This window comes from Rhodococcus sp. MEB041 (assembly GCF_030208955.1).
GTDB lineage: Bacteria > Actinomycetota > Actinomycetes > Mycobacteriales > Mycobacteriaceae > Rhodococcoides.
Genome location: NZ_JARVSZ010000002.1, coordinates 988,257 through 1,013,303, shown reverse-complemented (window position 1 = coordinate 1,013,303; position 25,047 = coordinate 988,257). Strand labels below are relative to the sequence as shown.

22 protein-coding genes are annotated in these 25,047 nt (G+C 69.9%); 17 read left to right on the top strand and 5 right to left on the bottom strand.

What is annotated here, in order from left to right:
• Nucleotide 1: 1 nt before the first annotated feature.
• Entirely contained in the window at nucleotides 2–823 is an 822-nt protein-coding gene (locus QRN16_RS08725; protein ID WP_285185696.1) for an IclR family transcriptional regulator domain-containing protein, read from the bottom strand.
• A gap of 107 nt (nucleotides 824–930) precedes the next feature.
• On the opposite strand from QRN16_RS08725, the gene QRN16_RS08720 reads away from it, so the two are divergent.
• Genes QRN16_RS08720 through QRN16_RS08710 form a run of 3 tightly spaced genes read left to right on the top strand, consistent with a single transcriptional unit; the run spans nucleotide 931 to nucleotide 3,725 of the window.
• Complete coding sequence (locus QRN16_RS08720) at nucleotides 931–1,677, top strand: CoA transferase subunit A (protein WP_285186138.1); 747 nt, start codon at nucleotides 931–933, stop codon at nucleotides 1,675–1,677.
• A complete protein-coding gene (locus QRN16_RS08715; RefSeq protein ID WP_027505659.1) occupies nucleotides 1,674–2,318 on the top strand; it encodes a CoA transferase subunit B in 645 nt (214 codons plus the stop codon). The genes QRN16_RS08720 and QRN16_RS08715 overlap by 4 nt, the downstream gene beginning before the upstream one ends.
• Nucleotides 2,319–2,336: 18 nt before the next feature.
• Nucleotides 2,337–3,725: an amino acid permease gene (locus QRN16_RS08710; RefSeq protein ID WP_285185695.1), complete on the top strand. Its 1,389-nt coding sequence runs from the start codon at nucleotides 2,337–2,339 to the stop codon at nucleotides 3,723–3,725.
• Here QRN16_RS08710 and fdhD read toward each other — a convergent pair.
• Nucleotides 3,694–4,542, bottom strand: coding sequence for a formate dehydrogenase accessory sulfurtransferase FdhD (fdhD, locus tag QRN16_RS08705; RefSeq protein WP_285185694.1), 849 nt, complete (start codon nucleotides 4,540–4,542; stop codon nucleotides 3,694–3,696). The two genes, QRN16_RS08710 and fdhD, sit on opposite strands and share 32 nt — an antisense overlap.
• A 164-nt stretch (nucleotides 4,543–4,706) precedes the next feature.
• On the opposite strand from fdhD, the gene QRN16_RS08700 reads away from it, so the two are divergent.
• From QRN16_RS08700 to proB, 14 genes are all read left to right on the top strand, one after another.
• The gene (locus QRN16_RS08700; protein ID WP_222631375.1) at nucleotides 4,707–5,696 is read left to right on the top strand and encodes an iron-siderophore ABC transporter substrate-binding protein; all 990 of its coding nucleotides are present in this window, start codon (nucleotides 4,707–4,709) and stop codon (nucleotides 5,694–5,696) included.
• Nucleotides 5,697–5,736: 40 nt separating this feature from the next.
• Complete coding sequence (locus QRN16_RS08695) at nucleotides 5,737–6,117, top strand: dimethylamine monooxygenase subunit DmmA family protein (protein WP_285185693.1); 381 nt, start codon at nucleotides 5,737–5,739, stop codon at nucleotides 6,115–6,117.
• Complete coding sequence (locus QRN16_RS08690) at nucleotides 6,114–7,034, top strand: PDR/VanB family oxidoreductase (RefSeq protein WP_222649359.1); 921 nt, start codon at nucleotides 6,114–6,116, stop codon at nucleotides 7,032–7,034. The genes QRN16_RS08695 and QRN16_RS08690 overlap by 4 nt, the downstream gene beginning before the upstream one ends.
• Nucleotides 7,031–8,002 (top strand): heme-dependent oxidative N-demethylase family protein, encoded by a 972-nt coding sequence (locus QRN16_RS08685; RefSeq protein ID WP_285185692.1) that lies wholly within the window; start codon nucleotides 7,031–7,033, stop codon nucleotides 8,000–8,002. The genes QRN16_RS08690 and QRN16_RS08685 overlap by 4 nt, the downstream gene beginning before the upstream one ends.
• 18 nt (nucleotides 8,003–8,020) lie before the next feature.
• Nucleotides 8,021–10,075, top strand: a complete 2,055-nt coding sequence (locus tag QRN16_RS08680; protein WP_285185691.1) for a S9 family peptidase — start codon at nucleotides 8,021–8,023, stop codon at nucleotides 10,073–10,075.
• 9 nt (nucleotides 10,076–10,084) lie between these two features.
• The gene (locus tag QRN16_RS08675; protein ID WP_285185689.1) at nucleotides 10,085–12,736 is read left to right on the top strand and encodes a valine--tRNA ligase; all 2,652 of its coding nucleotides are present in this window, start codon (nucleotides 10,085–10,087) and stop codon (nucleotides 12,734–12,736) included.
• Entirely contained in the window at nucleotides 12,733–14,169 is a 1,437-nt protein-coding gene (folC, locus tag QRN16_RS08670) for a bifunctional tetrahydrofolate synthase/dihydrofolate synthase (RefSeq protein WP_222647173.1), read from the top strand. Before QRN16_RS08675 ends, folC begins: the two co-directional genes overlap by 4 nt.
• Nucleotides 14,166–14,564 carry a DUF4233 domain-containing protein gene (locus QRN16_RS08665; RefSeq protein ID WP_027505665.1) on the top strand — a complete coding sequence of 133 codons (399 nt, stop codon included), beginning with the start codon at nucleotides 14,166–14,168 and terminating at the stop codon, nucleotides 14,562–14,564. Before folC ends, QRN16_RS08665 begins: the two co-directional genes overlap by 4 nt.
• A 46-nt stretch (nucleotides 14,565–14,610) precedes the next feature.
• Nucleotides 14,611–15,024, top strand: coding sequence for a nucleoside-diphosphate kinase (gene ndk, locus QRN16_RS08660; RefSeq protein ID WP_056445877.1), 414 nt, complete (start codon nucleotides 14,611–14,613; stop codon nucleotides 15,022–15,024).
• 433 nt (nucleotides 15,025–15,457) lie between these two features.
• A complete protein-coding gene (locus tag QRN16_RS08655) occupies nucleotides 15,458–18,859 on the top strand; it encodes a translation initiation factor IF-2 N-terminal domain-containing protein (RefSeq protein WP_285185688.1) in 3,402 nt (1,133 codons plus the stop codon).
• Nucleotides 18,860–19,106: 247 nt separating this feature from the next.
• A complete protein-coding gene (gene rplU, locus QRN16_RS08650; RefSeq protein WP_027505669.1) occupies nucleotides 19,107–19,418 on the top strand; it encodes a 50S ribosomal protein L21 in 312 nt (103 codons plus the stop codon).
• A 104-nt stretch (nucleotides 19,419–19,522) separates the two neighbouring features.
• Nucleotides 19,523–19,786, top strand: a complete 264-nt coding sequence (gene rpmA / locus QRN16_RS08645; protein ID WP_027505670.1) for a 50S ribosomal protein L27 — start codon at nucleotides 19,523–19,525, stop codon at nucleotides 19,784–19,786.
• 188 nt (nucleotides 19,787–19,974) lie between these two features.
• A complete protein-coding gene (gene obgE / locus QRN16_RS08640; RefSeq protein WP_027505671.1) occupies nucleotides 19,975–21,426 on the top strand; it encodes a GTPase ObgE in 1,452 nt (483 codons plus the stop codon).
• Nucleotides 21,423–22,544 (top strand): glutamate 5-kinase, encoded by a 1,122-nt coding sequence (gene proB / locus QRN16_RS08635; RefSeq protein ID WP_285185686.1) that lies wholly within the window; start codon nucleotides 21,423–21,425, stop codon nucleotides 22,542–22,544. The genes obgE and proB overlap by 4 nt, the downstream gene beginning before the upstream one ends.
• Before the next feature lie 8 nt (nucleotides 22,545–22,552).
• On the opposite strand, the gene QRN16_RS08630 is transcribed toward proB, so the two are convergent.
• From QRN16_RS08630 to QRN16_RS08620, 3 genes are all read right to left on the bottom strand, one after another.
• Entirely contained in the window at nucleotides 22,553–23,731 is a 1,179-nt protein-coding gene (locus tag QRN16_RS08630) for an MFS transporter (RefSeq protein WP_285185685.1), read from the bottom strand.
• Nucleotides 23,728–24,507, bottom strand: coding sequence for a Sir2 family NAD-dependent protein deacetylase (locus tag QRN16_RS08625; RefSeq protein ID WP_027505673.1), 780 nt, complete (start codon nucleotides 24,505–24,507; stop codon nucleotides 23,728–23,730). The genes QRN16_RS08630 and QRN16_RS08625 overlap by 4 nt, the downstream gene beginning before the upstream one ends.
• A 136-nt stretch (nucleotides 24,508–24,643) precedes the next feature.
• The gene (locus QRN16_RS08620) at nucleotides 24,644–25,042 is read right to left on the bottom strand and encodes an ectoine synthase (RefSeq protein WP_027505674.1); all 399 of its coding nucleotides are present in this window, start codon (nucleotides 25,040–25,042) and stop codon (nucleotides 24,644–24,646) included.
• Nucleotides 25,043–25,047: the final 5 nt, after the last annotated feature.

The following is a 25,047-nucleotide window of genomic DNA, read 5'->3' as shown; positions in this document are numbered from 1 at the left end:
GTCAGGAGGTGCGAGCTGCGTCCGACCGCGACGCGACGCGGGCGAGATCGGCGTCGATGGCGGCCGCGGTGCTCAGCAGCGCCGGCACGACGGTGGTTCTCAACTCGTCGAGCGAGTAGCGCGGCGCGGGCGTGCTGATGTTGACCGCGGCGGTGACGGCGCCGCCGTGCCCGTGCAGCGGCGCGGCGATCGAGCGGAGTCCGATCTCGAGTTCCTGGTCGACGATGCAGAAGCCCTGTGTCCGAACGAGATCGAGTTCGGCGCGCAGGCTCGACTCCGTCGTCACCGTCCGTCCCGTGAGGTCGCGGAGGTCGGTGCGCGCGAGAAGGTTCGCGAGAGCGTTCTCGTCGACACCGGCCCACAGGACTCTGCCCATCGAGGTGGCGTAGGCGGGGAAACGGGTGCCGATGGTGATGGACACGGTCATGATGCGGCTCACCGGGACCCGGGCGACGTAGACGACGTCGAGGTCGTCCAGGACGGACACCGACGAGGACTCGTGCACGCGCGCGGTCAAGGCCTCGAGATGCGGTCCGGCGATCTCGGGGAGCGAGAGCGACGAGAGGTACGAGTAGCCGAGATCGAGGACCCTCGGAGTCGGCGCGAAGGTGGTGCCGTCGGTGCGGACGTACCCGAGTTCGACCAGGGTGAGCAGGAAGCGACGGGCAGTGGCGCGGGTGAGATCGGTGGCTCGGGCGACCTCGGACAGCGTGCGACGGGGATGGTCCGCGTCGAAGGCCCGGATCACCGCGAGTCCGCGGGCGAGGGACTGCACGTGATCCGCGGCGGCAGCGCGGGTCTGCGGCGGTGCGGGCTCGGTCATGGGGTCCACTCCTCGTCGGCTCGGATGCGCGTGTCTCATTGAAGCACAGTGTTCGCATCGCGGACTTCTGTTCACTTGTCGAACGGTGCGTTAGGGTCAGGGTCATGATGAACAAGGTGGTGGTCTCGGCCGCCGAGGCGGTGGCCGACATCCCGAGCGGATCGTCGATCGCGGTGGGCGGATTCGGTCTGGTCGGTGTGCCGGAGCTGTTGATCGCTGCGCTGCTCGACCAGGGTGCGACCGATCTCGAGACCATCAGCAACAACTGCGGGACCGACGGCTTCGGGTTGGGAATCCTGTTGGAGCAGGGCCGGATCCGCAGGACCGTCAGCTCGTACGTCGGGTCGAACAAGGAGTTCGCCCGCCAGTACCTCGGCGGTGAACTCGAAGTGGAGCTGACACCGCAGGGCACGCTCGCCGAGCGGCTGCGAGCGGGCGGCGCCGGTGTCCCGGCGTTCTTCACCCCCGCGGGGGTGGGGACACAGGTCGCCGAGGGCGGGCTGCCACAGCGATACGACGGCGCCGGCGGGGTCGCTCTCGCCTCGGCCCCGAAGGAGACGCGCGAGTTCGACGGTGTCACCCATGTCCTCGAGCGCGGGATCGCCGCCGACTTCGCACTGGTGCACGCCTGGAAGGGTGATCGGTACGGCAATCTCGTCTACCGGGCCAGCGCCCGCAACTTCAACCCACCGGCAGCGGAGTCGGGGCGCATCACCATCGCCGAGGTGGAGCATCTGGTCGAGCCGGGGGAGCTGACGCCCGAGGACGTGCACACGCCCGGTATCCACATTCAGCGCGTCGTCGTCGTCGGGCCCGTGACGGTCGGGATCGAGCGCAGGACGGTGCGGTCATGACCCCGACTCCGCGCACACGGGACGAGATGGCGGCACGGGTGGCCGCCGAACTCGAGGACGGGCAGTACGTGAACCTGGGCATCGGTATGCCCACGTTGATCCCGGCCCACATTCCCCCCGACAGGACCGTGATCCTGCACTCGGAGAACGGAGTTCTGGGCGTGGGCCCGTACCCCACCGAGGACGAACTCGATCCCGAGCTGATCAATGCCGGCAAGGAGACCGTCACCGTGCTCCCGGGGGCCTCGTTCTTCGACTCGGCACAGTCCTTCGGCATGATCCGCGGCGGCGCCGTGGACGTCGCCGTCCTCGGCGCGATGCAGGTGGACAGCCGCGGTGATCTCGCCAACTGGATGATCCCCGGCCACATGGTCAAGGGGATGGGCGGCGCGATGGACCTGGTCCACGGAGCGCGACGCGTCATCGTGATGATGGAACACGTCTCCCGCAGCGGGGAGCCCAAGATCGTCGAGAGGTGCACGCTCCCGCTCACCGGTCGCGGCTGCGTGCACCGCATCATCACCGATCTGGCGGTCATCGACGTCACGGCGGACGGGCTCGAACTGATCGAGACCGCACCCGGTGTAGGGGTCGACGACGTCCTCGCGGCGACGGGCGCCGAGGTCCGCGTCCGGACGTAGCGTTACCGTTTCCTTCTCATGGTCGACTCACTCACCGACGGACTGAAGGTCCGCCACCTGACGATGATGGGCCTCGGCTCCGCGATCGGCGCCGGGCTGTTCCTGGGCACCGGCGCCGGCATCGCCGCCGCGGGACCCGCCGTCCTCCTGTCCTACGCCATCGCCGGCTTCCTCGTGATCCTCGTCATGCGCATGCTCGGCGAGATGGCCGCCGCCTCGCCGTCGTCGGGATCGTTCTCGACCTACGCCGAGATGGCGTTCGGCCGCACCGCCGGCTTCGTCACCGGCTGGCTGTACTGGTTCACCCTCGTCATGGTCATGGGCGCCGAGATGACCGGCGCCGCAGCCTTCATGGGTGCATGGTTCGGCGTGGATCCGTGGATCCCCGCCCTCGTGGCCATGGTCGTCTTCGCCGCGATCAACCTCGCGAAGGTGTCGAACTTCGGCGAGTTCGAGTTCTGGTTCGCCGCCATCAAGGTCACCGTCATCATCGGGTTCCTCGTCGTCGGGACGTTGCTGGTGTTCGGCCTGCTCCCCGGTTCGGACCCTGTCGGCGCCGCCAACTTCACCGGTCTCGGTGGGTTCGCGCCCAATGGCGTCTCGGGCATCGCCGCGGGGCTGCTGGTCGTGGCGTTCGCCTTCGGCGGCATCGAGATCGTGACCATCGCGGCGGCCGAGTCGAAGGACCCGGCCCTGTCGGTGGGGCGCGCGGTGCGCAGCGTCGTGTGGCGCATCAGCGTCTTCTACCTCGGGTCGATCCTGGTGATCACGTTGTTGCTGCCGTGGAACCGTCTCGACGAGGCGCAGTCGGCCGCGGAGAGCCCGTTCACGCTGGTGCTGCAGCAGGCGAACCTCTCCGGGGTGGTCGGCTTCATGGAGGCCGTCATCGTGCTGTCTCTGCTCAGTGCCTTCAACGCGCAGATCTACGCGACCAGCCGGATGATGTACTCGCTGGCGCTGCGGGAAGGCCGGAGGCCGGCCGGTGGTGGGCGGGAAGGCCGGAGGGGGCCGTTGGCGCGGGTGGATGCGTCGGGGGTCCCGCGTGCCGCGCTGCTCGTCTCGGTGTTCTTCGGCTTCGTGGCCGTGCTGCTGAACTATCTCGACCTCGACGGTCTGCTGACGTTCCTGCTCAACGCCGTGGGCGCGTCCCTGTTGGCGATCTGGGCGGTGACGGTGGCGTCGCAGCTACGACTACGACGCCGTCTGGAGGCGGCAGGTCCAATGCCCGTTCGCATGTGGGCGTTCCCGTACCTCAGCTGGGTGGCGCTCGCGCTCCTCGTGGGCCTGACCGTGCTCATGCTGACGGACGCGTCGTCCCGTCGTCAGGTACTCGCCACCCTCGCGGTGCTCGTGCTGTTGACCGTCGTCGGTCTGATCACCGGGCGTCGTCGGGCGGCGGCTCGCTGATCACACGGTGGGCGTGGGTGTAGACGTTCATACCGTCTCCGCGGAGGAAGCCGACGACAGTCAGGCCGGACTCGTCGGCGAGGTCGACGGCGAGCGACGACGGCGCGGACACCGCGGCGAGGATCGGGATCCCGGCCATGACGGCCTTCTGCGCGAGCTCGAAGGATGCGCGTCCGCTGACCATGAGCACCGTTCCCGTGAGGGGAACCCGTCCCTCGAGAACCGCCCACCCGATCACCTTGTCCACGGCGTTGTGTCGGCCGACGTCCTCCCGCACCGCGAGAAGCGTGCCGTCCGTGTCGAAGAGCGCGGCCGCGTGCAGCCCGCCCGTGGACGCGAAGATGCGCTGGTGCTCGCGGAGGGTGTCCGGGAGCGTGGTCAGGACGGTCGTCGTGACTGTCGCGCCGTCGGCTCCGGGGGAGTGGCGGGTCTTGAGCCGCACCGCATCGAGTGACGCCTTGCCGCAGACGCCGCAGGACGACGTCGTGTAGAAGTTCCGTTCGACCCCGGGGTCGGGTGGTGGGACGTGCGCTGCCAGAGCGAGATCGAGCACGTTGTAGGTGTTGAGCCCCTCGTCGTCGACACCGTCGCAGTACCGTGCGGCCAGAATGTCGTCGCGGCCGCCGATGACGCCCTCGGTGGCGAGGAACCCGTGCGCGAGTTCGACGTCGTGTCCGGGCGTACGCATGGTGACGGCCAACGCCTTGCCGCAGACGCGTAACTCCAACGGTTCCTCGGCGACCACGGTGTCGGGCCGTGACGAGCGGTGTGGTCCGCGGATGCGGACGACCGGTCGGCGGACGGTGGCGCGGCCCATCAGTGGTGGCTCTCGTGCAACGTGCTCATCACTCCATAGTGGACCCGCGTCGGCCCGGCGCGCGGACGGACCCGTGTCCGAGGCGGCGGTGCATAAGTTAGCCTTGCCTACACCAGGGGGGCTGGGTCCCCGCCGTCCATCGAAGGGACCACCTCACCATGGCCATGTCGGCCGGCGTCTCACGTCGTTCTTTCCTCCTCGGTGCCACCGGCGCGATCGTCGCGGTGGCCGCTGCGTGCAGCAGTTCGGACTCCGGCGGATCGCAGGACTCCGGCGCGACCGTGTCCACGAAGTACGGCGAGGTCAGCGTGCCGTCGGATCCGCAGCGCGTCGTCAGCGTCGGGTACAACGACCAGGACACCCTGCTCGCGCTGGGTGTCGTTCCGGTCGGAGTGTTCGACTGGTACGGCGACTACCCGTCCGCGACCTGGCCCTGGGCGCAGTCTGCGCTGGGGGGCGCCGCACCGGCGATCGTCGGGACCGCGTCCGAGGGCATCGACGTGGAGAAGGTGGCGTCGGCAGGCCCCGATCTCATCGTCGGTACCTATGCCGGTATCACGCAGTCGGAGTTCGACTCGCTGTCCCAGCTCGCCCCGACCGTCACCCAGCCGACCGGTTTCGTCGACTACGGCATTCCGTGGCGCGACCAGACCGCACTGCTCGGCCAGGCGCTCGGTCGGGCTGATCAGGCGAGCACGCTGATCACCGATCTCGAGCGCGAGTTCGCCGACACGGCTGCCGCCAACCCGTCGTTCGCCGGCAAGACGGTGCTGCTCGGAGCGCTGCAGGGGCCCGGACAGTTCGGTGTCTACGGCGCGCAGGACCCGAAGGTGCGCTTCCTCAACGAACTGGGCTTCGTGAATCCGCCGGTCGTCGACCAGGTGGGCGAGCGCAACTTCGCCACCGTGAGCACCGAGCAGTTGTCTCTCGCCGACGTCGACGTGCTCGTCTGGTACGCCGGTGGCGGCTTCGGTGACAAGCTTCGTGCCGAGCTGGCGGCCACTCCCGTCTACCAGCAGCTGTCCGCCGTCCAGGAGAATCGCGTGATCATTCTCGAGGACGAGGCGGCCGAGGCCATGGCGTGGAGCACCGTGCTCAGCCTGCCGTTCGCGTTGCAGGAGATCCCCGGTCGGCTGGCACCCCTCGTGCGCTGACACGCCCGGTCGCGGATCGGCCGGCGGTACTGTCGGCGGCGTGACCGTGCTGATCATCGGCGACGCCGACCGTCTGGACTCGGCCGGTGAGAGCCCGGGCCGATTCGCGGTGCGAGGTCCGGAGTCGGACGCGTGGTTCGACGCCGAGACGGACCGTGCGGTGGTCGGCTGGCGCTGTGTGCTGATCGGTTCCGCAGCCGATGTCGCGGTCTACCGCGAGCGGGCGCTGCGGGCGGGCGCAGAACCCGACGAGATCTCCGTCGTCGTCACGCAGGACGGCAGTGTCGACGTCTACTGCCCGGTGTGCGGAACGGTCGGACCGGCACCGCCCTGTGGGTCCTGCGGTGCGAATCTCGTGGTGACCGACCATGTCTCGAGCCGTCTCGCTGCTCGCCTCGGCGTTCCGGACGCCGCGTCGTGACACTGCGGGTGGTCCACTCGACCGCGGTCACTCCGGACGGTGCGGTGCGGCGCATCGACCTCGCGCCGCTGCGCTCGGGGGACGCGCTGCCGTCGTTCGTGCCCGGAAGCCACGTGGTGGTGCGCTGCGGCGACGACGCGTCCGCCCCGTACAACGCCTATTCCCTGATCGGGCCGCCGCACGCCCCGTCCCTCTACTCGTGCGCGGTACTCGCCGTCGGCGCCGGGTCGCGATGGCTGCAGAGCCGGCGCCCGGGTGACCTCGTCGAGGTCGACACTCCGCGCAGCACCTTCGCTCCGGTTCTCCGTGCGCGGAGGCACCTGCTGGTGGCCGGCGGGATCGGCATCACGCCGATCCTGTCCCTGGCGCGGTGGCTCGGGTCGACCGCCGAGGTGCACTACGTCCACCGGCCGGAACGCGGCGCGTTCGCCGAGGACGTGGCCACGTCGTGCGATGCGCGGATCAGCACCACCCGCGAGGACTTCACGAGCGGACTGGCGGACGCGCTCACCCGGCAGCCACTGGGAACTCACCTGTTCGTCTGCGGGCCACCCTCTCTCGTCGAAGCGACGCTGACTGCCGCGCGTGCGGTGGGCTGGCCGGAGAGCCGTCTGCACACCGAGGCGTTCATCCGCCCCGATACTCCTCGCCGGTCGTTCGTGCTCGAACTCGCGCGCAGCGGTCGCACCCTGCCGGTGTCGGCCGACGAGTCGGTGCTGGACGTCCTCGACACTGCCGCCGTGTCCGTCGACCGGCAGTGTCGTCACGGTGTCTGCGGTCGGTGTCGGACGCCCGTGCTCGCGGGCGCCGTCGATCATCGCGACCTGTTCCTGTCCGACGACGAACGCACACGGTCGGATTCGATGATGGTCTGCGTGTCCCGCGCCGCGGGGGACCGTCTGGTGGTGGACCTGTGACCGACCTACGGGCCTTCCCGTTCCCCTTCGACGGTGACACGTACCGGTACAGCACGAATCTCGAACCGGCGCGCACGGCTCATCGGACCGCCGCGGGCGGCTGGGGTGAGCACGTCGTCGAACCGGGCACCGACTATCGGGACGCGCTGGCCGAACGCGCCCGCATCCTCGCACGGGACCCCCGGCGAGCGGTGTCGTTGCCGCACATGGCGCCGGCCGGGTGGGACGCGCTCGAGACGGTGCTGACCGAACTGCACCGCAGCATGCCCGACGAGACGACGCTCGATCTCGACGACGGGCGTGTCCGTTTCTCGAACAGATTGTCCGGCACCAGCATCGACGTCGCCAGAGGTGACCCGAGCGTCGACCCACTGCTGCTGGCGGCGGGGGAGACCCCGGACGATCTGGTCCTGCTGGACACCCGCGGCGGCGAGCTGTTCGCCGACGCGGGCGTGGTGACGTTCGCGTCGGGGTGGTCCGTGAACTTCGCTCTGGGTGCGAGCTTCGAGGACATCCACGGTCCCGTCCCGCGTGTGCGGGAGGAAGGGGTCGTGGCGCGGGCGCGCGCGTTCCTCCTCGGGCTGGGTGCGGGATTGACCGTGCGGCGCACCAACTGGTCGCTCGGGGTCGATCATCGGCTCGACGCCTCTCTGGAGACGCGCGGGGAGTGGGCACGCGCGCGACGGCACCTCGAGACCGCGTCCGTCGACGAGGTCGGCCGGCGCCTCTGCCTGCGGGTCGAGGTGCAGCACCTGACGCGCCTCGCTCCGTCCGGTGCGATCCTCTTCCTCATCCGCACCCATCAGGCCTCGCTCGACGAACTCGCCGCGGTGCCCGGCTGGGCGGAGCGCGTCGTCGCGGTCACCGCGGAGCTGCCGCGTGACATGGCCGACTACAAGGGGCTGACCGCGCTGCGACCGGCGATCGACCGCTGGTGGCGGAGCAGACGTCGCGCGGTGCTCGGGTGATCGCCTAGGTTCGGGGGCATGACCGACGCGAGCGCTTTCCGGACTCCCGACGCCTACCTCGACCTTCCCCGCATCGCGGGCCTCGCACTGTCCGTCGACGGAGCGTCGCTCGTCACCACGATGTCCGAGCTGAATGCCGCACGGACGAAGTACGTCTCGAGTCTGTGGTCCATCGCGACAGACGGCACGTCGGCGCCGCGCCGGCTCACCCGGTCCGCCACCGGTGACTCCGCACCGACCTTCGCCGCGAACGGCGACCTGCTCTTCGTGCGAGCGGAGTCCGGTGACGACGACGCACCGTCCGGGGTGTGGGCGCTGTCCGCGCGGGGCGGAGAGGCCCGCAGAGTCGCGCACCGCGGCGGAGGGGTCGGGGGAGTCGTGGCCGCGTCCGACGCGCCGGTGTTCGCTGTCTCCGGTGAGGTTCTGGGCGACGTCGACCGTGACGAGACGCTGCGCGCGCTGCGGAAGGACAAGGCCGTCTCCGCGATCCTGCACAGCGGATATCCGATGCGGCACTGGGACAGCGACCTCGGTCCGGCGTCCACGCACGTCTTCGTGGGGAACCTCGGCGACACCGAGGACACCGACGTCGCACTGCGGACGGTGACGCCGCGACCCGGCGGTTCGGCGGGCGGCGGCGCGTACCGCGACACCTCCGTCGCGGTGGCTCCCGACGGCTCGTGGCTGGTGGCCACACGCAGGGTCGCGGGAGCCGATGCCACCACACGGCACGTGCTCGTCCGGATCGACACCTCGGACGGTGCCGACGCCGTGCTGGTCGACGACCCGGTGGCCGACGTCGGTGCCCCTGCCGTCTCGCCGGACGGAACGCGCGTCGCCTATGTGCGCGAGACACATCCGGAGCCGGATGCGGCGCCGCGGACCACGCTGCACGTCCTCGACCTGACGACCGGAATCCCGGAGCAGTGGGCGGCCGGGTGGGACCGGTGGCCGTCGTCGCCGGTGTGGTCCGCCGACGGGCGCAGCATCCTGGTGACGGCGGACGACGACGGCCGGGCACCGATCTTCGTCGTGACGCCCGACGCGGCCCGCCGCCTGACGCACGACGACCACGCCTACACCGACCTGCGCCCGGCTCCGGACGGTGATGTCGTCCACGCGCTGCGCTCGTCGTATCTCGTTCCGCCGCATCCGGTCCGGATCACGCTCGTCGACGGTGCGGTGACCGAGCTGCGATCACCGGCCGCCACGCCGACACTGCCGGGCACCCTCGAGGACGTCGAGACCACCGCCGAGGACGGCGTGCGGGTGCGCGCCTGGTTGGCTCTGCCCACGGGCACGTCCGCCGACTGGCCCGCGCCGCTGGTGCTGTGGGCGCACGGCGGACCGCTCGGATCGTGGAACGCCTGGTCGTGGCGCTGGAATCCGTGGATGCTGGTGGCACAGGGATTCGCCGTCCTGCTCCCCGATCCGGCACTGTCCACCGGGTACGGACAGGCGTTCGTGCAGCGCGGCTGGGGCCGATGGGGGACGGAGCCCTACACGGACCTGATGGCCGTCACCGACGCCGTCGAGCAACGCGAGGACATCGACTCCACGCGCACGGCGATGATGGGCGGCTCGTTCGGCGGCTACATGGCCAACTGGGTCGCAGGTCACACCGACCGCTTCCGGGCGATCGTCTCGCACGCCGGTCTGTGGGCGCTGGACCAGTTCGGTCCCACCACCGACGAGGCGTCGTACTGGGCGCACGAGATGACACCGGAGATGGCGTTCGAGAACTCACCGCACCTGGCCGTCGCGGACATCGTCACCCCGATGCTGGTGATCCACGGCGACAAGGACTATCGCGTGCCCGTGGGCGAAGCGCTGCGGTTGTGGTGGGAGCTGTTGTCCGAGTCCGGTTCTCCCGCCGACGAGAACGGGGAGACCGTGCACCGGTTCCTGTACTTCCCCGACGAGAACCACTGGATCCTCTCGCCGCAGCACACCGCTGTCTGGTACGGCGCCGTGCACGCCTTCCTGGCCGAGCACGTACTCGGACAATCCACTCCGATGCCCGAGATCCTCGCGGCGCGACCGGGCCGGACCGTCGATCCCGACGCGCACTAGAATCACCCGGTGACCAGATCGACGACAGCGCCCGACGAGAACCCTGCCGACCGCCTGCCCAAGGCCTGGAATCCCGGTGACGTGGAAGCAGGCCTCTACCAGGGATGGGTCGACTCCGGGTACTTCGTCGCCGATCCGGACAGCGCGAAGCCGGGGTACTCGATCGTGCTCCCGCCGCCCAACGTCACCGGCAGCCTGCACATGGGCCATGCCCTCGATCACACACTGATGGACGTCCTGTCCCGCCGCAAGAGGATGCAGGGCTACGAGGTGCTGTGGCTTCCCGGCATGGACCACGCGGGCATCGCCACGCAGTCGCTCGTGGAGAAGCAACTCGTCGCCGAGGGAACGTCCAAGGACGAACTGGGTCGGGACGCCTTCATCGAGAAGGTGTGGGAGTGGAAGCGTGAGTCCGGCGGCACCATCGGCGAGCAGATGCGCCGGATCGGTGACGGCGTCGACTGGAGCCGCGAGCGGTTCACGATGGACGAGGGCCTCTCGCGTGCCGTCCAGACCATGTTCAAGCTGCTCCACGATCGTGGCCTGATCTACCGCGCCGAGCGCCTCGTCAACTGGTCGCCGGTGCTGAAGACGGCGATCTCCGACATCGAGGTCAAGTACGAGGACGTCGAGGGCGAACTGGTCTCGCTGCGCTACGGATCGTTGAACGACGACGAACCGCACGTGGTGGTCGCCACCACTCGTGTCGAGACGATGCTCGGCGACACCGCCGTCGCCGTTCACCCCGACGACGAGCGCTACCGGGACCTGGTGGGAACGACGCTTCCGCACCCGTTCCTCGACCGCGAGATCCCGGTCGTCGCCGACGACTACGTCGACCCCGAGTTCGGCACCGGCGCCGTGAAGATCACGCCGGCACACGACCCCAACGACTTCGAGATGGGTCTCCGGCACAGCTTGCCGATGCCGTCGATCATGGACACGTCGGGCCGGATCGCCGACACCGGAACGCAGTTCGACGGTATGGACCGCTTCGAGGCTCGTGTCGCCGTGCGCGAGGCACTAGCGGAGCAGGGCCGCGTCGTCGCCGAGAAGCGTCCGTACGTCCACAGCGTCGGCCATTCCGAGCGCAGCGGCGAGCCCATCGAGCCGCGACTCTCCCTCCAGTGGTGGGTGAACGTCTCCACGTTGGCGGCCTCCGCCGGCGACGCCGTGCGCGACGGGCGCACCGTGGTGCACCCGAAGAGTCAGGAACCGCGGTGGTTCGCGTGGGTCGACGACATGCACGACTGGTGCATCTCGCGCCAGCTGTGGTGGGGGCACCGCATTCCCATCTGGTACGGACCCGACGGTGAGACGGTCTGCCCGGGCCCCGACGAGACGCCGCCCGAGGGCTGGGTGCAGGACCCGGACGTGTTGGACACGTGGTTCTCGTCCGGCCTGTGGCCCTTCTCGACGATGGGCTGGCCCGACCGCACTCCCGACCTCGAGAAGTTCTATCCCACCAGCGTTCTCGTCACGGGTTACGACATCCTGTTCTTCTGGGTCGCCCGCATGATGATGTTCGGCACCACCGTCGGCGACGAGCTGCCCGGTCCGGTGCCGTTCCGCGACGTGTTCCTGCACGGGCTGGTGCGTGACGAGTTCGGCCGCAAGATGTCGAAGTCGAAGGGCAACGGCATCGACCCTCTCGACTGGGTCGACCGATTCGGTGCGGATGCACTGCGTTTCACGCTGGCGCGCGGCGCCCATCCCGGCGGTGACCTCTCGGTCGGCGAGGACAACGCGCAGAGTTCGCGCAACTTCGCCACCAAGCTGTTCAACGCCACCAAGTTCGCGTTGATGAACGGCGCTGTGGTGCAGGATCTCCCGGCCCGCGAGACGCTCACGGACGCCGACCGCTGGATCCTCGACCGGCTGGCGACGGTGCGCGCCGAGGTGGACGACGCGCTGGACCGCTACGAGTTCGGCAAGGCGTGCGAGGCGCTGTACCACTTCGCCTGGGACGAGGTCTGCGACTGGTACCTCGAACTGGCCAAGGTGCAGTTCTCGTCGGAGAGCGCGGCGGAACCCACTCGTATCGTCCTCGGTGTCGTGCTCGACTCCATTCTCCGCCTGCTGCATCCGGTCGTCCCGTTCGTCACCGAGACGCTGTGGAAGGCGCTCACGGGCGGCGAGAGCATCGTGGTCGCACCGTGGCCGAAGGAGACCGGGGTCGGAGCCGATCCCGTCGCGTTGCAACGCGTGTCCGACATGCAGAAGCTCATCACCGAGGTGCGCCGCTTCCGCAGCGACCAGGGCGTGAAGCCGAAGCAGAAGGTCCCGGCGCGGCTGCTCGGGGTCGAGGAGGCGGACCTCACGGCACAGATCCCCGCGACCCGTGCGCTCGCCTTCCTGACGGAGCCGGAGGAGGACTTCGCCGAGACGGCGTCCATCGAGGTTCGACTCTCGCTCGGTACCGTCGTCGTCTCCGTCGACACGTCCGGCACCGTCGACGTGGCGGCCGAGCGCAAGCGCGCCGAGAAGGATCTCGCGGCCGCGGAGAAGGAACTCGCCGCCACCACGGCCAAGCTGGGCAACGAGGCCTTCATCGGCAAGGCCCCCGAGGCGGTCGTGGACAAGATCCGCGCACGGCAGCAGATCGCCCGCGAGGACGTCGAGCGCATCACCGCACGTCTGCGTGAGATGGGGCCGGCGTGAGCTATCCGGGAAACTCCGGGCCGGAGGGGGTGACGGGACCCTCGCCGGTCGATCTCGCCGAGTTCACGCTGGTGGAGTCCGAACTGGACCAGCGCTGGGGCGAGACGACCATCGAGCCGTCGCTCACGCGCATCAGTGCGCTGATGGACCTGCTCGGGTCCCCGCAGGCGAGCTACCCGTCCATCCACGTCGCGGGCACCAACGGCAAGACGTCGGTCACCCGGATGATCGAGTCGCTGCTGCGGGCGTTCCACCGGCGCACCGGTCGCACCACCAGCCCCCACCTGCAGTTGGCCACCGAGCGGATCGCCGTCGACGGGGTGCCGCTGACCCCTCGCCAGTACGTCGACACGTACCGCGACATCCTGCCGTACGTCGAGATGATCGACGCGCAGTCGGAGGCCGCGGGCGGGCCCAGAATGAGCAAGTTCGAGGTGGTGACCGCGATGGCGTTCGCGGCGTTCGCGGAGGCCCCGGTCGACGTCGCCGTCGTCGAGGTGGGTCTCGGCGGGCGGTGGGACGCCACCAACGTGGTGGACGCGCAGGTCTCCGTCATCACCCCGATCGGTATCGACCACATCGAGTACCTCGGTACCGATCTGGCCGGTATCGCCGCGGAGAAGGCCGGCATCATCAAGAAGGCCCCCGAACGGCTCGATCCGGTCGACACGGTGGCGGTTCTCGACGAGCAGCAACCCGAGGTCACCGACGTGCTGTTGCGGCGTGCCGTGGAGATGGACGCGGCGGTGGCCCGCGCCGGGTCCGAGTTCGTGGTCCTGGCCCGTCGCGTCGCGGTCGGCGGTCAGCAGCTCGAGCTCCGCGGCCTCGGCGGCGTGTACGACGACATCTTCCTTCCGCTCCACGGTGAACACCAGGCGCGCAACGCCTCGCTGGCGCTCGCGGCGGTCGAGGCGTTCTTCGGCGCGGGTGCCGACCACGGACTCGACGTCGAGACGGTGCGCGAGGGTTTCGCCTCGGTGGTGAACCCGGGCCGACTCGAGCGGGTGCGCAACGCACCGACGGTCTTCGTCGACGCCGCGCACAACCCGCACGGCGCCGCCGCACTCGCCGCGACGCTGACGGCCGAGTTCGACTTCCGCAAGCTCGTCGGCGTCGTGTCCGTGATGAAGGACAAGGACGTCGACGGCATTCTGCAGGCACTCGAACCCGTACTCGACGAGATCGTCGTGACCCACAACGGCTCCCCGCGCGGGCTCGACGTCGAGGCACTCGCCGACGCCGCCGTGGCCAAGTTCGGCGACGAGCGTGTCGTCGTCGCGGAGACGCTCCCGGACGCACTCGAGATCGCGATCGGCATCGCGGAGGACGTCGCGGACGAGGGTGAGGCCGTCTCCGGTGCCGGCGTCGTCGTCACGGGATCCGTGGTGACCGCCGGTGCGGCACGCACTCTCTTCGGGAAGGACCCGGTATGACAGTCCCCGAGGCGGGCCAGGTCCCGCCGCCCGCACGCGATCCGTGGAAGGGGTTCCGCGGCGTCTGCGCCGGCACCCTCGTCCTCGAGGCGATCGTCGTCTTCCTGTCCCTCCCGGTCGTCGCGACCGTCGGCGGCGGACTCACGTGGATCAGTGGGACGTACATCATCGCGCTGGGCGTGGTCATGCTGCTCGGTGCAGGACTGCAGGGTCGGTCGTGGGCTCTGTCCTTCGATCTCGCGCTGCAGGTCCTGGTGATCCTCGGCTTCTTCGCGCACCCGTCGATCGCCGTCGTGGGCGTGCTGTTCCTCGCCGTGTGGGTGTACCTGCTGTATCTGCGCCGCGATCTCCGCAAGCGCATCGCCGAGGGCCGGTTGCCGAGCCAGCGAGAATGACGCCGGTGCTCCGGGGCCGATCGAGGGTCCTCTAGGCTCAGCGCTCGTGACCGAACGCACTCTCGTACTGATCAAGCCGGACGGCGTCGAACGTCGCTACGTCGGCGACATCCTCGGCCGTATCGAGCGCAAGGGGCTCGACCTCGTCGCCCTGAAGCTCCTGACGGTGGACCGCGAGGTGGCGGAGAAGCACTACGCCGAGCACGCCGAGCGGCCGTTCTTCCCCGACCTCATCGAGTTCATCACCTCGGGACCGCTCGTCGCGGCGGTGCTCGAGGGTCCTCGTTCCATCGAGGCCTTCCGTCAGATCGCCGGTGGCACCGACCCCGTGGCCAAGGCGACGCCCGGCACCATCCGCGCCGACCTCGCGCTGGACGGACAGAAGAACCTGGTCCACGGCTCCGACTCGCCCGAGTCCGCTGCTCGTGAGATCGCGCTCTGGTTCCCCGAGCTCGGCTGACGCTCCACCTCGAGTCCCACCCCCGACCGCCGGGCCGCACCGCGAACCCCGCAGTGGCACGCGGCGGTCGGGGAGTGTGGGATACTGGCCTAGGTCGCGGCGCGCACCACGCGAACGTGACCGGATGACAATCACGGACCGAAGCCCGTCATCGCGAACACGCGCAGGCATCGATGCGAGTCTCCTTCTCGCACCGCCGACGCGTCCCGCTGAAGATCAGGTGCTCGGATCGGCCATCCGCCCAGGCAGTGCGGTGACAGTCGCCGACCGTTCCGGTCGACGACCTGACGCAGTGCGAACCCGCTTTTTCGTCGGATCGTCCGATCCCGCGAACGAACCATGACTCCCGCGTGGCCGCGTGCCATTCGACGGACGACGCCCGATCGGGCACCTCGACCGTGGATGTTCGCGCCCGGGAGCCCGAGGAGAACACGTGGCCGACACCGTGCCGCCCCAGGAGCCGCTCGATCAGGGCGCCCCCACCTTCCCCGAGCGCATCCGCGTTCACGCGCTCGCCAAGCTGCTGGGAGTGACCAGCAAGCAGGTCGTCGCCCAGCTGGCCGAGATGGGCGTCGACGTCCGCAGCGTCCAGTCCAGCGTCGTTCGTGACGACGCGCAGACCGTCGCCTCCGCACTGGGTGCTCCGGCGCTCGACGCCGCCGACGTGGCAGATCTGCCCGCTGCGGAGAGCGCACCTCCCGCCGCCGAGGAGACCAGCTCGGCGTCCACGGCCGACGAGAGTCCGGCGTCTCCCACCGAGCCGGACCTCTTCACGAACATCGAGACGGCCGAGGCGACGGCCCCGTCGTCCGCCGACCCCGCCACCGCGCCGCTGTTCCTGCAGCCCGAGGTCACCGAGGCGCCCAAGGCTCCTCGGACGCGGGCACGTCGCGCTCGATCCGCGCCGAAGAAGGCGGAGGTCGACGAGACCACGACAGCGGACGCACCCGAGGCCGAGGGCACTGCCGACGTGTCCACCCCTGTCGAGGTGTCCGCCCCCGCTGAGAGCACCCCCGCCGTCGAGACGGCGACCGAGTCCGACACCTCCTCGTCCGATGCCTCCGCGTCCGACGAGGGCACCGACGACGACGCGAACGAGCAGGACGGATCGTCCGGTCCTCGCCGCCGCCGCCGCGGCCGTCGTGGCCGTGGTCGCGGACGCGGTGACAACCAGAACGACGACAACCAGAACGACGATCAGAGCGACGACGACGAGTCGGACGAGTCCGCCGCGGATCGCTCCGATGCGCCTGCCGCCGAGGACGCGACGGCGGAACCGGTGACCACGGACACGGACGACGCCGCGGAGGGCGACGACGCCCCGAAGCGCTCCTCGAGCCGCCGCTCGCGCAGCCGTCGTGGGTCGCGGGCGGACACGTCCGCCGACTCGGACGCGCCCGAGACCACCGATTCGACCGACGCGTCGAGCACGAGCGACACCACTGCCGGCGAGACGGAACCGTCCGCGGAGGACACCGACGGTGCCTCCGGGGAGAACGACGGCGCCTCCGGGGACAACGACGACGACTCGACCGGGGACAGCGCGAGCCGTCGCCGGCGCCGCCGTCGTCGCCGCAAGAGCGGTGGCGAGAGCGCGGACGCCGAGACCACGACCGACGACGATCCGCCCAACACGGTGGTGCACGAACGCGAGCCACGTCAGCGCGCGGCCAAGTCCAAGGACGAGGTCCAGGGCATCACCGGGTCGACCCGGCTCGAGGCGAAGCGTCAGCGTCGCCGCGACGGTCGTGACGCCGGCCGTCGCCGTCCGCCGATCCTGACCGAGTCCGAGTTCCTCGCGCGCCGCGAGTCGGTGGACCGGACGATGGTCGTGCGCGAGAAGTCGCTGGCCGGGCACCCGGACCTGACCCAGGTCGCGGTGCTCGAGGACGGCGTTCTCGTCGAACACTTCGTCACCAGCACGGCCTCGGGCTCCATCGTGGGCAACGTCTACCTCGGCCGCGTGCAGAACGTGCTGCCCAGCATGGAAGCCGCGTTCATCGACATCGGCAAGGGCCGCAACGGTGTGCTGTACGCCGGCGAGGTCGACTGGGACGCCGCCGGTCTGGGCGGCAACAGCCGCAAGATCGAGCAGGCGCTCAAGCCCGGTGACCAGGTGCTCGTGCAGGTCAGCAAGGATCCCGTCGGGCACAAGGGCGCCCGGTTGACCACGCAGATCTCGCTCGCCGGCCGCTTCCTGGTCTACGTGCCCGGTGGCTCGTCCACCGGCATCAGCCGCAAGCTGCCCGACAACGAGCGCAAACGTCTCAAGGACATCCTGCGCGACATCGTCCCGTCCGAGGCCGGGGTCATCATCCGGACCGCGTCGGAGGGCGTCAGCGCCGAGGAGCTCGAGCGCGACGTCACCCGTCTGCAGGCGCAGTGGGCCACCGTCTCGGAGCGCTCGACGGGTGCCGAGGCGTCCAAGTCGTCGGCTCCGGTCACGCTGTACGAGGAGCCCGACCTCCTGGTCAAGGTGGTCCGCGATCTCTTCAACGAGGATTTCTCCAAGCTGGTCATCGAGGGCGACCGTGCCTGGTCGACGGTGCAGAACTACATCGAGACCGTCGCCCCCGACATGCTGCCCCGCGTCGAGCGGTACACCTCGGCGTCCAAGGACGTCGATGTCTTCGGTGCCTTCCGCATCGACGAGCAGCTGGCCAAGGCGCTCGACCGCAAGGTGTGGTTGCCGTCCGGCGGCACGCTGGTGATCGACCGCACCGAGGCCATGACCGTGGTCGACGTCAACACCGGCAAGTTCACCGGTGAGGGCGGCAACCTCGAGGAGACCGTCACCCGGAACAACCTCGAGGCGGCCGAGGAGGTCGTGCGGCAGATGCGCTTGCGCGACATCGGCGGCATGATCGTCGTCGACTTCATCGACATGGTGCTCGAGTCCAACCGCGACCTGGTGCTCCGTCGCCTGACCGAGGCCCTGGGCCGCGATCGCACACGGCACCAGGTGTCCGAGGTGACGTCGCTCGGACTGGTCCAGATGACGCGCAAGCGCATGGGTACCGGTCTCATCGAGGCGTTCTCCACGACGTGCGAGCACTGCCACGGGCGTGGGCTGATCATGCATCAGTTCCCCGTCGAGCCGGCCAAGGACGAGGGTGGGCGCTCCCACTCCCGCTCCGATCGGTCGCGGTCCGACAACTCCCGTTCGGACACCACCTCCCGCTCCGACAGCCAGGCCTCCGAGGGCGGCTCGCGTCGCAAGCGCGGCGGCCGGGACCGTTCGGAGAATCGAGTCGACGAGACGACGACGGCCGAGACCACCGAGTCCGAGTCGGGAAGCGACACGGCTGTGCGTCGTGCTCATCCCGTCGCTCTGGCCATGGCGGCGCACCTGCATCCGGACGATGTCGCCGAGGTGGCGGACACCGTGTCGGATCCGATCGAGGACGCGACGGCCGCCGTGGCAGCGGTGCGCGACGCCGCCGGCCGCAACGGCCGATCGGACTCGGCCGCCGAGGTGACCGAGACGTCGGACACGCCGTCGACACCCGATTCCGCCACACCCGAACCCGCGGCGCCGGAGACTGTCGCTCCCGAACCCACCGCCGCGACGCGTCCGCGCCGCAGTCGTCGGGTGTCCCGAGCGGCGTCCGCGCCGGCCGGGGACTCCGCCGGCACGGTCATCGTGGTGCCCTCGGCACCCGAGACGTCCACGGCAGCACCGACTTCCGACAGCGGCGACGAGGGCGGCGCTGCCGAACCCGTTGCAGTGACCGTCGGGGGCGGCGCCTCCGTGGAGCCCGTCGCACCGGTCCGGCGTCCGCGCCGTCGGGCAGCGGGTCGGCCGGCCGGACCGCCGGTGGACGACGAGGCCTGAGCTGCGGCCGAGCACCGGGCCCGGCGGTTTGACCGGGCCACGGGCTCTACCGTAATCTTGGACAGTCGCTGCCGGCGACGTGGCTCCGCCCTGTCCTCCGCGAGGTGAGCGGGCGCAGCCACCCGGACTTCGGTTCGCCGGCGCAAGAGTGTGACCAGCAGGGGCTGCGGAACCGCAGCCACGAGACCAGTCACGTCCCCGACCAGGGACGTGAGAACGCATCAAAGAAGCAAGGGGTAGCCCTCCGATGGCAACGTACGCGATCGTCAAGACCGGCGGAAAGCAGTACAAGGTCGCTGTAGGTGACCTCGTCAAGGTCGAGAAGATCGAGGGAGCGCCCGGAACGGCTGTCTCGCTTGCTCCTGTTCTCGTCGTCGACGGGTCCGAGCTGACCACCGGGGCCGACAAGCTGGCCGGCATCACCGTCACCGGTGAGGTCGTCGAGCACACCAAGGGCCCGAAGATCCGCATCCACAAGTTCAAGAACAAGACCGGATACCACAAGCGTCAGGGACACCGGCAGAAGCTGACCGTCCTGAAGGTCACCGGCATCAAGTAAGTCCTGATACCGGTCTCCATCCGGCGTCTCTGCGTCACCACGGCTCGTTCCACCAGGGCTCGTCCATCACGGCACCGGCTCCACCAACCCCGGGAGGGTTTCTCATGGCACACAAGAAGGGCGCGTCCAGCTCACGCAACGGTCGCGATTCCAATGCTCAGCGTCTCGGCGTCAAGCGCTTCGGCGGACAGTCGGTCAGCGCGGGCGAGATCCTCGTCCGTCAGCGCGGCACCCACTTCCACCCGGGTGTGAACGTCGGCCGTGGCGGCGACGACACGCTCTTCGCCCTCTCGGCGGGTGCAGTTCTCTTCGGCACCAAGCGTGGCCGCAAGACCGTCAACATCGTCCCGGCCGCCGCGGAGGCCTGATTCTCCTGCGGCGCCCGCGAGGTCCGGCTTCGGCCGTTCGCGCGACGTCAGTGCACGTTCCCGTCAGGGGCGGTTCGGAGGGCTCGTCCTCCGTCCGCCCCTGACGGCGTTTCACCCCTCGGCGCCCTGTCGGCCGCCGATCTCTCAGCAGTTCAGCATCATCTGCCTTTCGGAAGGACCCTCCACCCATGTCGCGTTTCGTCGACCGTGTCACCCTGCACGTCAGTGCGGGAAAGGGCGGTAACGGGTGCTCCTCCGTCCACCGGGAGAAGTTCAAGCCCCTCGGTGGTCCGGACGGCGGCAACGGCGGCCGCGGCGGCGACGTGGTCCTCGTGGTGGATCCGAGCGTGCACACCCTTCTCGACTTCCACTTCCACTCCCATGCGAAGGCAGGAAACGGCACGCAGGGGGCCGGCAGCAATCGCGACGGCGCCGTCGGCGAGGACCTGATCCTGGGTGTCCCGGACGGCACCATGGTTCTCGACAGCGACGGCCGGATCCTTGCCGACCTGGTGGGCGAGGGCACGCGTTTCGACGCGGCGGCCGGCGGTCGCGGCGGCCTGGGCAACGCCGCCCTCGCATCGCGAGCACGCAAGGCGCCCGGCTTCGCGCTGCTCGGCGAGGACGGGGTCGAGCGCGACCTGGTCCTGGAGCTCAAGTCCGTGGCCGACGTCGGTCTGGTCGGCTTCCCGAGCGCCGGAAAGTCGTCTCTCGTCTCCGTGCTCTCGGCCGCCAAGCCGAAGATTGCCGACTACCCGTTCACGACACTGGTCCCGAACCTCGGCGTCGTCTCGAGCGGCGACACCACGTTCACCGTCGCCGACGTCCCCGGCCTCATCCCCGGCGCCAGTCAGGGCAAGGGGCTGGGCCTGGACTTCCTGCGTCACCTCGAGCGCTGTGCCGTGCTCGCCCACGTCGTCGACTGCGCGACCCTCGATCCGGGTCGCGATCCCGTGTCCGACGTCGACGCTCTCGAGGCCGAACTGGCCGCGTACACGCCCGCCCTGTCGAGCGACGCCGGCCTGGGCGAGTTGGCCGATCGCCCGCGCATCGTCGTGCTCAACAAGGTGGACGTTCCCGAGGCGCAGGAACTGGCCGACATGGTGCGCGAGGACTTCGAGGCCCGCGGCTGGCCCGTCTTCGCCATCTCCGCGGTGAGTCGGGAAGGTCTGCGTCCCTTGACCTTCGCCCTCGCGGAGCTGGTCGCGCAGTACCGCATCGATCATCCCAAGGCCGTCGCGCGTCGGCAGGTCATCCGGCCCGTCGCCACCGACAAGGCGGGCTTCAGCGTCATCTCCGATCCTGACGAGCCGGGCGGCTTCATCGTGCGCGGCGAGCGCCCGGAGCGGTGGGTCATGCAGACGGCCTTCGACAACGACGAGGCCGTCGGTTACCTCGCCGACCGACTCGCTCGTCTCGGTGTCGAGGCGGAACTGGTCAAGCAGGGCGCGCAGCCCGGGGCGTCCGTGACCATCGGCGACGTCAGCTTCGAGTGGGAGCCGCAGACCCCCGCCGGTGTCGACGTCACCATGACCGGCCGCGGTACCGACTCGCGCATCGACCAGGTCGAGCGCATCGGCGCGCCCGAGCGCAAGCACGCCCGCCGTGTCCGTCGAGGGCTGGAGAGCGACGAGCAGTGACCGCGACGCAGCCGCACGGGAGTACGCGGGAGATCATCGCGTCGGCGCGCAGCATCGTCGTGAAGATCGGGTCGTCGGCTCTCACCAGCATGGAGGCCGGACTCGACCTCGCCCGGCTGGACGCGTTGGCGGATGCGATCGAGGCGCGGATGCGTGCCGGGTCCGACGTCGTCGTCGTGTCGTCCGGAGCGATCGGTGCCGGTATGGCGCCGTTGGGTCTCAAGCAGCGGCCTCGTGACCTGGCGACGAAGCAGGCCGCGGCCAGTGTCGGCCAGTTGGCGCTGGCACACGCGTGGGGCACCTCCTTCGGCCGCTACGGTCGGACCGTCGGTCAGGTGCTGTTGACGGCGGACGACATCGCCCGTCGGTCGAATCACCGCAACGCTCAGCGCACCTTCGACCGACTGCGCTCACTCGGCGCCGTGGCCGTCGTCAACGAGAACGACACCGTCGCGACGGCCGAGATCCGCTTCGGTGACAACGACCGTCTCGCAGCCCTGGTCGCGCACCTCGTCGGCGCGGACGCGTTGCTGCTGCTGTCCGACGTCGACGGCCTCTACGACGGCGACCCCCGCAAGGACCCCGACGCGACCTTCGTCCGCGAGGTCGCGAGTCCCGAGGATCTCGACGGCGTCGTCGCCGGATCGGGCGGCTCCCTCGGCACCGGCGGCATGGCGTCCAAGTTGTCCGCGGCCCGCCTGGCAGCGGACGCGGGTGTTCCCGTCCTGCTGGCGGCGGCGTCCGAGGCGGCCTCCGCCCTCAGTGGTGGACCGGTGGGGACCACGTTCACCGCGCGCCCGAACAGGTTGTCGGCCCGCCGATTCTGGGTTCGTCATGCCGCGGACACCGCCGGCGCCCTCACGCTCGACGACGGCGCCGTCACCGCGGTGATCGGCCGGCGACGCTCGTTGCTGTCGGCAGGAATCGTCTCGGTCAGTGGCTCGTTCGACTCCGGCGACGTGGTGACCCTGCACGGCGTCGACGGCACCGTGGTCGCGCACGGAGTCGTCGCGTACGACGCGGCGGAGCTCGCCGGCATGATAGGTCGCTCGACGGGCGATCTCGCCCCCGAGGCCCGACGCCCCGTGGTGCACGCGGACGACCTCGTCCCGGGCTGAGCGACCGGTCAGGCCGGAGCCGAGGCGGCGAGCACGCGCCGGAGTGCGAGGGCCAGCAGCGCCACCGCGACACCGGCCGCGACCATCGACCACAACGCCCAGCCGAAGCCGGTCAGCTCCGCGAGAGAGCCGAACGCGACGGGTGCCAGCAGCACCCCGATCCGGGCGATCAGCGACACCACTGTGAGGGCCGTGCCCGCGGTGATGCCGGGGAGTCGTCCGGCCAACCCGAACGCAGCGGGAAAGATCGGTGCCGCACCGAATCCCGCGACGGCGAACATCACCGGGGCGATCACGGGCGAGCTCACCACGGGTGCCGCCAGGAACGCGGCCGCGATGAGCAGTGCGCCGCCCATCAACACTGCATGGCGTCCGACGCGGTCCACCACGGCGTCACCGACGAGGCGTCCGACGAACATCGCGGACGAGAAGGCCACGACGGTGAGTCCCGCCAGTCCCGGCCCGGCCCCGAGATCGGTGGAGTAGATCGCACCCCAGGACTGCGGCACGTCCTCGACCAGGGCGCACACCAACACGAGCCCCCCGAGCAACGCCAGGGCGCCGGAGAACACGCGCCGTGACCCTCGGCCGGACTGTCGAGGGACGGTGTCGGGCACGGCGCGTCCGTCGGGAACCAGCGAGCGGTGAGCCACCAGCGCGAGCGCCAGCAGGACCCCACCGACGAGAGCGAAGTGGACGAGCACGGCGAGTCCGATCCCGGCCGCGGCGGCGCCCGTGAGGCCGCCGGTGACGGCCCCTGCGCTCCACGCCGCGTGGAATCGGTTGAGAAGCGAACGCCGCCGGTTCTTCTCGACGATCACCCCCTGCGCGTTCATCGCCACGTCCATGACGGCGTCGGCCCCGCCCAGGACGGCGAGAGCGAGTGCCAGTGCCCACCACGTCCCGGCGAGTGCCGGGAGTACGAACGCCAGGCACAGCACCGTCGCGGAGAGCAGGACGACTCGGCGACTGCCGAGCCGCCGGATACCGACGGCGGCGAGGGGAGTGGCGAGAAGGCCGCCGGTGCCGACTCCCGCGAGCGCCAGACCGAGCACCGACGCGTCGAGTTCGAGAGCATCGCGGATCGCAGGCAGGCGCGGGGCCCAGTTACCGAGCACCGCACCGTTGACGAAGAAGATCGCCGCGACGGCCCACGGGGCACCGCCGACGGTCCTGCCGTCCGTCACAGAAAGGACGCCAGGACCTCGGAGCAGCCGGCCTCGATCTTCTGGGCGGCGAACTCGTCCCCGCGGGTGCGTCCTCGGTTGACGATGAACACCGGGATGTCGTTCTTCCACGCGTGCCGGACGAAGCGCAGTCCGGACATGACGGTGAGCGAGGACCCCAGCACCACGAGCGAGCGCGCGGCGTCGACCATGTCGTAGGCGCTCCGGACGCGCGGCTTGGGCACGCTTTCACCGAAGTAGACGATGTCAGGTTTGAGGATGCCGCCGCACACCTCGCAGCCGACCATGCGAAAGTGGGCGGTGCTCTCGATGATCGCGTCGGCGTCCGGGGCGATCTCGACGCCGTCGGCACCGACGACGGACTCGATGAAGCCGGGATTGGCAGCGGTCAGACGTTCGTCGAGAGCCACGCGGGAGACGAGGCGATCACAGTCGAGGCAACGGACCCGGCCGTACACACCGTGCAGGTCGATCACCGAGCGGGAGCCGGCCTTGGTGTGCAGCATGTCGACGTTCTGCGTGATGACGCCGGAGACGGTACCCACGCGCTCGAGCTCGGCGAGGGCGCGGTGCCCGGCGTTGGGGCGGGTGGCGTCCATGTGGCGCCAGCCGACGTGGTTGCGAGCCCAGTAGTGACGTCGGAAATCGTCGTCGCCGATGAACTGCTGGAACGTCATCGGGTTGCGCGGCGGAGAGTCCGGGCCCCGGTAGTCGGGAATTCCCGAGTCCGTGGACATCCCGGCACCGGTCAGCGCGACGACGCGGCCGTCGGCCATCGCGTCCTGCAGAGAGAGGGCGCTGCGCGGCGACCGATCGAGAGAGCGTGGGGAAACCGAGGTCACGTCTCCAGAGTAGGTCGCCGCGTGGGCTGGGGTGGGGCGGCGGGGTGGGATGTCCGGTCGGCCCGTGGCGTCAGGCAGGAACCTCGATCAACGGGTAGACGCCGTTCTCGTCGTGACGCTCGTTGCCGACGACGGGCGGGTTGAACACGCACAGCATCCGCATGCGGGTCCGCGTCTCCACCGTGTGACGCTCGTGCCCGTTCAGCAGGTACATCGATCCCGGACCCAGGTCGTACGTCTCACCGGTCTCGCGGTCGGTGAGCGTGCCCTCGCCCTCGATGAGCCAGACGGCCTCGACGTGGTTGGCGTAATGGAAGTTGTTGACGGTGTTCGGCTCGATGGTGGTCTCGTGGAACGAGAACCCGACCTTGTCACCGCCCAGGACGATCCGCTTGGACCGCCACTGGCCGTCCTCGCTCGCGATGTCGCGCTCGGTTCCGGTGATGGCCTCGGTGGTGCGAACGATCATGTGGT